Annotated in this window: 8 protein-coding genes; all 8 read left to right on the forward strand. The window is 63.3% G+C overall.

All coding sequences use genetic code 11. From position 1 onward, the window contains the following. Positions 1 to 90: 90 nt before the first annotated feature. Positions 91 to 1,020 carry an ABC transporter ATP-binding protein gene (locus tag LN996_RS14855; protein WP_231341136.1) on the forward strand — a complete coding sequence of 310 codons (930 nt, stop codon included), beginning with the start codon at positions 91 to 93 and terminating at the stop codon, positions 1,018 to 1,020. After that, positions 1,013 to 1,876, forward strand: coding sequence for an ABC transporter permease (locus tag LN996_RS14860; protein ID WP_231341137.1), 864 nt, complete (start codon positions 1,013 to 1,015; stop codon positions 1,874 to 1,876). The genes LN996_RS14855 and LN996_RS14860 overlap by 8 nt, the downstream gene beginning before the upstream one ends. Then, positions 1,873 to 2,706 (forward strand): ABC transporter permease, encoded by an 834-nt coding sequence (locus tag LN996_RS14865; RefSeq protein WP_231341138.1) that lies wholly within the window; start codon positions 1,873 to 1,875, stop codon positions 2,704 to 2,706. Before LN996_RS14860 ends, LN996_RS14865 begins: the two co-directional genes overlap by 4 nt. Positions 2,707 to 2,845: 139 nt before the next feature. Continuing rightward, on the forward strand, positions 2,846 to 3,412 hold the full coding sequence (locus LN996_RS14870) for a hypothetical protein (protein ID WP_231341139.1): 567 nt from the start codon (positions 2,846 to 2,848) through the stop codon (positions 3,410 to 3,412). A gap of 10 nt (positions 3,413 to 3,422) precedes the next feature. Beyond that, the gene (locus LN996_RS14875; protein WP_231341140.1) at positions 3,423 to 4,256 is read left to right on the forward strand and encodes an exodeoxyribonuclease III; all 834 of its coding nucleotides are present in this window, start codon (positions 3,423 to 3,425) and stop codon (positions 4,254 to 4,256) included. 20 nt (positions 4,257 to 4,276) lie between these two features. Further along, on the forward strand, positions 4,277 to 5,395 hold the full coding sequence (gene trpS / locus LN996_RS14880; protein WP_231341141.1) for a tryptophan--tRNA ligase: 1,119 nt from the start codon (positions 4,277 to 4,279) through the stop codon (positions 5,393 to 5,395). 4 nt (positions 5,396 to 5,399) lie between these two features. Then, complete coding sequence (locus LN996_RS14885) at positions 5,400 to 6,077, forward strand: 2'-5' RNA ligase family protein (RefSeq protein WP_231341142.1); 678 nt, start codon at positions 5,400 to 5,402, stop codon at positions 6,075 to 6,077. Then, positions 6,004 to 7,089, forward strand: coding sequence for a YihY/virulence factor BrkB family protein (locus LN996_RS14890; RefSeq protein WP_231341143.1), 1,086 nt, complete (start codon positions 6,004 to 6,006; stop codon positions 7,087 to 7,089). Before LN996_RS14885 ends, LN996_RS14890 begins: the two co-directional genes overlap by 74 nt. Positions 7,090 to 7,368: the final 279 nt, after the last annotated feature.

Genomic DNA, 7,368 nt, shown 5'->3' on the forward strand with positions numbered 1-7,368 from the left:
ATGTCGGTGGGCGCTACTAGTCTGCTGAGGGTGCACAATGAAGCAACCCGCTCTGAAACACAAGCCGAATCGTCGAGAACCAGCGTCGACATGAACCGACCAACCGTCATCAGCGCGCGGAACCTCACCAAGACCTATGGTGATCTCACCGCCGTGGACAACATCTCCTTTGACGTACCTGCGGGGGAGTCCTTCGGGCTGCTGGGCCCCAACGGCGCCGGTAAATCCACCACCATGAAAATGATTGGCGGCGTCTCCCAGCGGACCTCCGGCTCACTCAGCATCATGGGCCTGGATCCCGAATCCCACGGCCCCGAAGTGAGGGCGCACCTGGGCGTGGTCCCGCAGCAGGACAACCTGGATGAAGAGCTCAAGGTCCGCGAGAACCTGATTGTCTACGGGCGGTACTTCGGTTTGCCCCTGAGCTATCTGCGCCCGAAAGCGGACGAGCTCCTGGAGTTCGCGCAGCTGACGGACAAAGCCAACTCCAAGGTGGACGCGCTCTCCGGCGGCATGAAGCGGCGGCTCACCATCGCCCGGTCGCTCATCAACGAGCCCCGGATCCTGCTCCTGGACGAGCCCACCACGGGCCTTGATCCGCAGGCTCGGCACATCCTCTGGGACCGGCTGTTCCGGCTGAAGGAAAGCGGAGTCACGCTCATCCTCACCACGCACTACATGGACGAGGCCGAGCAACTCTGCGACCGCCTGATCGTGGTGGACAAGGGCAGGATCATGGCAGAGGGATCTCCGGCCAACCTCATCCGCGAGCACTCCTCGCGCGAAGTACTTGAGCTCAGGTTCGGGTCCGAGCGGAACGCCACCATCGGCGTCGAACTTCAAGGCATCGGCGAGAGGTTGGAGACGCTGCCTGACCGCGTGCTGATCTACGCGCACGACGGCGAGGCCGCACTGGAGCAGGTCAGTGCCCGCGGGCTGCGTCCGGTGACGTCGCTGGTGCGCCGCTCATCGCTGGAGGACGTGTTCCTGCGGCTGACCGGCAGGAGCCTCGTTGACTGACCCGGCGAACAAGCCGATCACGACGGCGGAGCGCCCGTTGCGGGCCCACTCACCGGAGGTTTCGGCTGCCCGGGCGCGACGCTGGGGCGCCTTCTTTTATGCGGAGCAGGTCCTCCGCGTCATGCGGAACTACGGCTGGTCCGTGGTCCTGTACAGCGTGGGTCAGCCGGTGGCGTACCTGTTCGCCATGGGAGTTGGGCTCGCCAGCTTGGTGGATGCGAACAGTGAAGCCACGTTTGGCGGTGTCAGCTACCTGGAGTTCGTGGCGCCGGCTTTGCTGGTCTCCGCAGCCGTGATGACGGCGTCGGGGGAGTTTTCCTACCCCATCATGGACGGCTTCAAATGGCGACGGGTGTTCTACGGTCCGCATGCCTCGCCGCTGATTCCGGAGCAAATTGCCAGTGGCCACATCATGGCCAGCACCCTCAGGTTCCTCCTGCAATCGGTGGTGTACTTCGTGGTGGTGGCACTTTTTGGTGCTTCGCCAAGCCCTTGGGGCTGGGTATCGGCCATTGTGGCGACGGTGGCGGCACTGTCCTTCGGGCTGCCGCTCATGGCCTATGCCGCCAGCATCAAACAGGACAAGGGACAGTTCGCGTTGGTGCAGCGCTTCATTGTCATGCCGCTGTTCCTGTTCTCGGGGACGTTCTTCCCCCTCGATTCGTTGCCCATAGCGGTCCGCTGGATCGGCTGGATTTCGCCAGTGTGGCACGGAACCGAACTGGGGCGGGTCTTCACCTATGGAATGGACCAAAACCCTGTGCTGACCATCATCCACGTGGTCTTCCTGCTGGTGACCGCTACCGTAGGGTGGCTGCTTGTCCGGCGCCAGTTCGTGAAAAGGATGGGCTCATGAGTGTCCTGACAGGTGGCCACAGCGTTACGGACCTTGCCCGTGAGCGCAAGTTTGGCTCGCTGTACTCACGCAATGCCAAGGCAGTGGTGGGCCGTGGGCTGATGGCGGCCAAAAGCAGCACCTGGCTGGTGATGGTTTCCGGGTTCTTTGAGCCCGTGCTGTTCCTGCTGGCCATGGGCGTGGGCATGGGTTCCATCGTGGGCACGGTCCAAGGTCCGGGCGGCGAGGAGATCAGCTACGCGGCCTACATTGCCCCGGCGCTGTTGGCGGTCTCGGCCATGAACGGGGCCATTTACGACTCCACGTGGAACGTCTTCTTCAAGATGAACTTCGCCAAGCTCTACCAGGGCATGCTCTATACGTCCCTGGGGCCGCTGGACGTTGCCATCGGCGAGATCTTCCTGGCCCTCCTGCGCGGGCTGCTCTATGCCACCGGATTCACGGCCGTCATGGGGGTGATGGGGTTGCTGACCAGTTGGTGGGCCATCCTGGTCATTCCCGCCTCGGTGCTGATCGCCTTCGGGTTCGCGAGCTTCGGGATGGGCATCACCAGCTTCATGAAGACGTTCCAGCAGATGGACTGGATCAACTTCTTCCTGCTGCCCATGTTCCTTTTCAGTGCCACGTTCTACCCTCTCAGCGTCTACCCGCAGGTCATCCAGTGGTTCATCCAGGCCATGCCCCTGTGGCACGGCGTGGAGCTGCTGCGGCAGATCAGCGTGGGCTCGTTCAGCCCGGCCACCGCCATCCACGTGGGCTACTACCTGGTGATGATCGCGCTCGGCATCATGCTGACCACCGGAAGGCTGCGCCAACTGTTCCTGAAGTGATGGAGTTTTTGTACAGCTAATGCCCCGAAAGCGGCATCTTGGGGGCGTTAGCTGTACAAAAACCCGGGGCTTGGGGGCCGGTGTTCGCCGTCCGTGGAAGCGGGCACGGGCACCTTTGTGCGTTTGAGAGAATAGGTTCATGCAATCTCTCGGTGACCCGCACCCGTCCACGTCCCCCGCCGGTAAAGGCATGTTCAAGGGCTTCCGCATCGGCGGCCTGGGGATGACCGTCGTTATCATCGCCTTCCTGGTAGCTGTCATTTTCGCTGCCAACCAGAACGATGTTGTGGGCTGGGTCGTGGCAGTAGTGGCATTCGGTTGGTTGGCTCTTGCCACGTTCGTCGTGCTGAGCATTCGCAAGGCCGCGCAGCGTGCCGGTGCAAAGTTGACCGAAGCGCAGAACGCCTTTAACGCCGCAGCAGGCCGCGCGCCGTCGTCGTCCGCGGCCGACAGCGGCGGCACGCGCGTCGTTGCCGAGCGCAGCAAGGCAGACGAGGTCCGGGACCTCAAACTGGACCATTCGTTCAAGATCGTCCAGGTTCAGGTCCGCGTGGTGGATGAGGAACGCGCCAAGGGCGGCGCCGCGGACCAGGACACCATCAACCGCGCACTGGAAACCATTGCCATTACGGCCACCAATGCGCGCGACATGATCAAGTCATCCGGCGGCTCGGACGAGCCCGTAGCCGGCACCATCATCGACTAGAGTGGACCGGGTGAGTACGGCATTGAAGAAGGACTTCCTTCGCATCGCATCAGTTAACGTCAACGGCCTCAGGGCTGCCTACAAGAACGGCATGGCGGAATGGCTGGAGCCACGCGAGGTAGACATTCTTTGCCTGCAGGAAGTCCGGGCACCTGATGACATCGTCAGGAAGCTGATCGGCGACGGCTGGCACATCCTGCACTCCGAAGCTGAAGCCAAGGGCCGCGCCGGGGTCGCCATTGCTTCCCGTGAGGAACCCACTGCCACCCGCGTTGGCATCGGCGACGATTACTTCGATACATCCGGTCGCTGGGTTGAAGCCGACTACACCGTGAACAACGGTGCCGGTGAACCCGCCACCCTCACCGTCGTCAGTGCTTACGTGCACTCCGGAGAGGTGGGGACACCCAAGCAGGACGACAAGTTCCGCTTCCTCGACGCCATGACCGTGCGCCTGCCTGAGCTTGCCAAGCACAGCGACCACGCCTTGGTCGTGGGAGACCTCAACGTCGGACACACTGAACTCGACATCAAGAACTGGAAGGGCAACGTTAAGCGTGCCGGCTTCCTCCCGGAGGAGCGCGCGTACTTTGACCGCTTCCTCGGCGAAGAAATCGGATGGAGGGATGTCCACAGGGGCCTGGCAGGAAATGTCGCCGGCCCCTACACCTGGTGGTCCCAGCGCGGTAAGGCCTTTGACACTGACACAGGCTGGCGCATCGACTACCACCTGGCCACACCGGATCTCGCCGCCGCTGCTTTCTCGGCTGTAGTGGACCGGGCGCCATCGTGGGACACCCGCTTCTCCGACCACGCACCGCTGGTAGTCGACTACCGGCTCTAAGCTCCCTAAGGTTTTCCTCCATGACTAGTTCCACCACGACTGAAACCGGCACCGCTGCTGCTGTGACCGAACCCCAGCCCGCAACGTCCACCAAGCTGCCCGTTGGCGCCAAGCACCGTGTCCTGTCCGGCATGCAGCCTTCCGCCGACTCCTTGCACTTGGGCAACTACCTGGGCGCCCTGGTCAATTGGGTCCGTATGCAGGACGAGTACGACGCCGTGTACTTCATCCCGGATTTGCACGCCATCACCGTGCCGCAGGACCCTGCCGAACTTGCGCGACGCACCCGGGTTACAGCTGCCCAGTACATCGCCGGCGGTGTGGACGTGGACAAGTGCACCCTGTTTGTCCAGTCCCAAGTACCAGAGCACGCCCAGCTGGCGTGGGTCCTGAACTGCATCACCGGCATGGGTGAAGCCGGCAGGATGACCCAGTTCAAGGACAAAGCACAGAAGCAGGGCTCTGACCACGCCAGCGTTGGCCTGTTCACGTACCCGATCCTGCAGGCTGCCGACATCCTCCTCTACCAGCCGCATGGCGTGCCGGTAGGCGAAGACCAGCGCCAGCACGTGGAGCTCAGCCGGGACCTGGCCAACCGCTTCAACAGCCGGTTCGGGGAGACCTTCCAAGTTCCCGAGGCCTTCATCCAGAAGGAATCCGCGAAGATCTACGATCTCCAGAACCCCACTGCCAAGATGTCCAAGTCCGCGGAATCACCGGCCGGCCTGATCAACCTCCTGGATGATCCCAAGACTGTGGCCAAGCGGATCAAGTCCGCCGTGACCGACACTGAAACCGAGATCCGCTACGACCGCGAGAACAAGCCGGGCGTTTCCAACCTGCTGACCATCTACTCGGCCATCAGCGGAACACCGGTGGAGAAGATCGTGGCCGACTACCAGGGCAAGATGTACGGCCACCTCAAGGTTGATCTCGCCGAACTCGTCTCGGAACACCTGGCACCCATCCGGGAGCGAGCCAACGAACTCCTGGCCGATCCCGCAGAACTGGACCGGCTCTTGGCCCTCGGAGCGGACAAGGCACGCGACATTGCCTCAGCCACCCTGGCCGATGTGTATGCCAAGGTCGGTTTCCTGCCCTACCGCGGCGATGCACACCGCGACTTGGGAGTCCGCTAACTCCATGTGCTCCGCTGGCCAGCTCAACGTCAAGACCGATGCCCGCAAGGGTGTCGGTCCAGACCACTCTCGCCAGCCCGCTGTCACCGGCACCGATTGCGGTGCCGGTGACACTATGTGCGTGGGTGTCATCCTTGGTTTCCCCCCGGAGATCGCCCGTGAACTGCAGGAATGGCGGGCCTCTTTCGGTGATCCGATGGCCGAGGTCATTCCTGCCCACATCACGCTGATCACCACCACACCCACCCAGGACTGGGCCGCTACCCGGGAACATGTGCGGGAGGTGGCGCGGACACAGGAGCCGTTCGACATCACCATTTCGGGCACCGGTTCGTTCCGGCCCGTCTCACCGGTGGTGTTCGTCAACGTGGAAGAAGGCTTTGAAGAGTGCGTGCAGTTGCACGAGAAACTTCAAACCGGTCCGCTCGAGCGCTTGCTGCCTTTCCCGTACCACCCGCACGTCACGGTGGCGCACGATGTAGCCCAGGAAAACCTCGACGAGGCCGAAACGGTCCTCAGAGATTACCGGGCGACCTTCCCTGTGGTTAGCATGGGACTTTACGAGCACGACACCAACGGAATTTGGCAGCTACGGGAAGAGCTCGACTTTGGCGGCGATACTGACGAAGAACAGCAAGCGGATTCACGCCATGGAGGCGGACGCTCCTCCGCTGCCAACTGAGCTGGCCAAGCTCAAATTACAACTTCTGCGCAAGAGGCAGGACTGGGGCCAGGCCAAGCGCTCCGGCGAGGGGCTGCCGAAGAAGGCAGGAGCATTCTTCGCCCTGTTCATGGCCAGGCTGAACACCAACCGCGCCATGCGCTCCTTCCAGCACTATTCACGGCAGCACGGGCCGCTGCTGAGTGCAGGTATCGGCTTCAACATGTTCTTCTCCGTCACGGGTCTGCTGACCACCGGCTTCGCCATTGCGGGCATCGTCCTGGGCGGCAATCCTGTGCTGGAAGATGCCGTGATCGGAAGCGTGGCCTCCGCTGCGCCCGGACTTCTCCAAGTAAACGGCGGCGAGGGGCTGGTAGATCCGCAGTCACTGCTTAATCCGTCCGGGCTCGGTTGGACCGCATTGATCGCAGCGGCCATTACCATCTTCACGTCGCTTGGCTGGATAGCCAGTGTCAGGGAAGGCCTACGGGGAGTGATGAACGCTGATCCACTCCAGCGCAACGGCCTCCTCCAGAAACTCATCGACGCCGGCACCCTGCTGCTCCTGGGTGTCATCCTGGTCATTAGCGCCGGAGCCTCCCTGATCTTTGGCACCGCCGCCGACTGGCTCATCGGCCTGCTGAAGCTGGACGAAGCGGTGGCCGCCCCCATCGCGGCCACCGTCAAGATCGTGGTGCCACTCCTGCTGAACTGCGCGACGGCGGCAGTCCTGTTCCGCATTGCCGGTGGCCTTAAGCTGGGGAAACGTGCCCTGCTTGAAGGCGTCGTGCTTGCCGGCGTCGGGACCACCGTGCTTCAGTTCTTCAGCACCGAACTCCTGGCCAGGTCCGGAAACAACCCCGTCCTGGCATCCTTCGCCATCATCATCGGCCTGCTGATCTGGTTCAACCTGGTGAGCCAGGTGTATCTCGTCTCGGCGTCGTGGTCAGCCATCCGCGAGGCTGACACGGAGTCGGGGGAGCTCCCCCGCAAGAGGGTCCTTGGTTCCCGCCGCGCGGCGCCCCGTACCTGACGGTTCCAGTCCTGGAGGCCCCATGAACAACCAACTGTGGATCGGCTGCCTCCTGGGGGCTGCCGTGGGCCTCATCGTTGGCCAACTGGTTTTCAATTCCCCGTTCCTGGGCATCCTTATCGGGGTGGGGCTCGGGGCGCTTGTGGGGGCAGCGGTGGGGGGCGGGCCGGCGGGTCCGGCCGGGGCGCCCGCCAGCAACCAACCAGCCGCGCGCCCCCCCCCCCCCCCCCCCCCGCCCCCCCCCCGGCCGGGCGCGGGGCGCCGACCACGGCCCCGCCG

It is taken from the genome of Arthrobacter sp. AK01, from assembly GCF_021109375.1.
GTDB lineage: Bacteria > Actinomycetota > Actinomycetes > Actinomycetales > Micrococcaceae > Arthrobacter.

Bases quoted from the DNA above. Each gene is read 5' to 3' on its own strand.
- LN996_RS14855 (WP_231341136.1), top strand. From the start codon at position 91: ATGAACCGACCAACCGTCATCAGCGCGCGGAACCTCACCAAGACCTAT.
- LN996_RS14885 (WP_231341142.1), top strand. From the start codon at position 5,400: ATGTGCTCCGCTGGCCAGCTCAACGTCAAGACCGATGCCCGCAAGGGT.
- LN996_RS14865 (WP_231341138.1), top strand. From the start codon at position 1,873: ATGAGTGTCCTGACAGGTGGCCACAGCGTTACGGACCTTGCCCGTGAG.
- trpS (WP_231341141.1), top strand. From the start codon at position 4,277: ATGACTAGTTCCACCACGACTGAAACCGGCACCGCTGCTGCTGTGACC.
- LN996_RS14870 (WP_231341139.1), top strand. From the start codon at position 2,846: ATGCAATCTCTCGGTGACCCGCACCCGTCCACGTCCCCCGCCGGTAAA.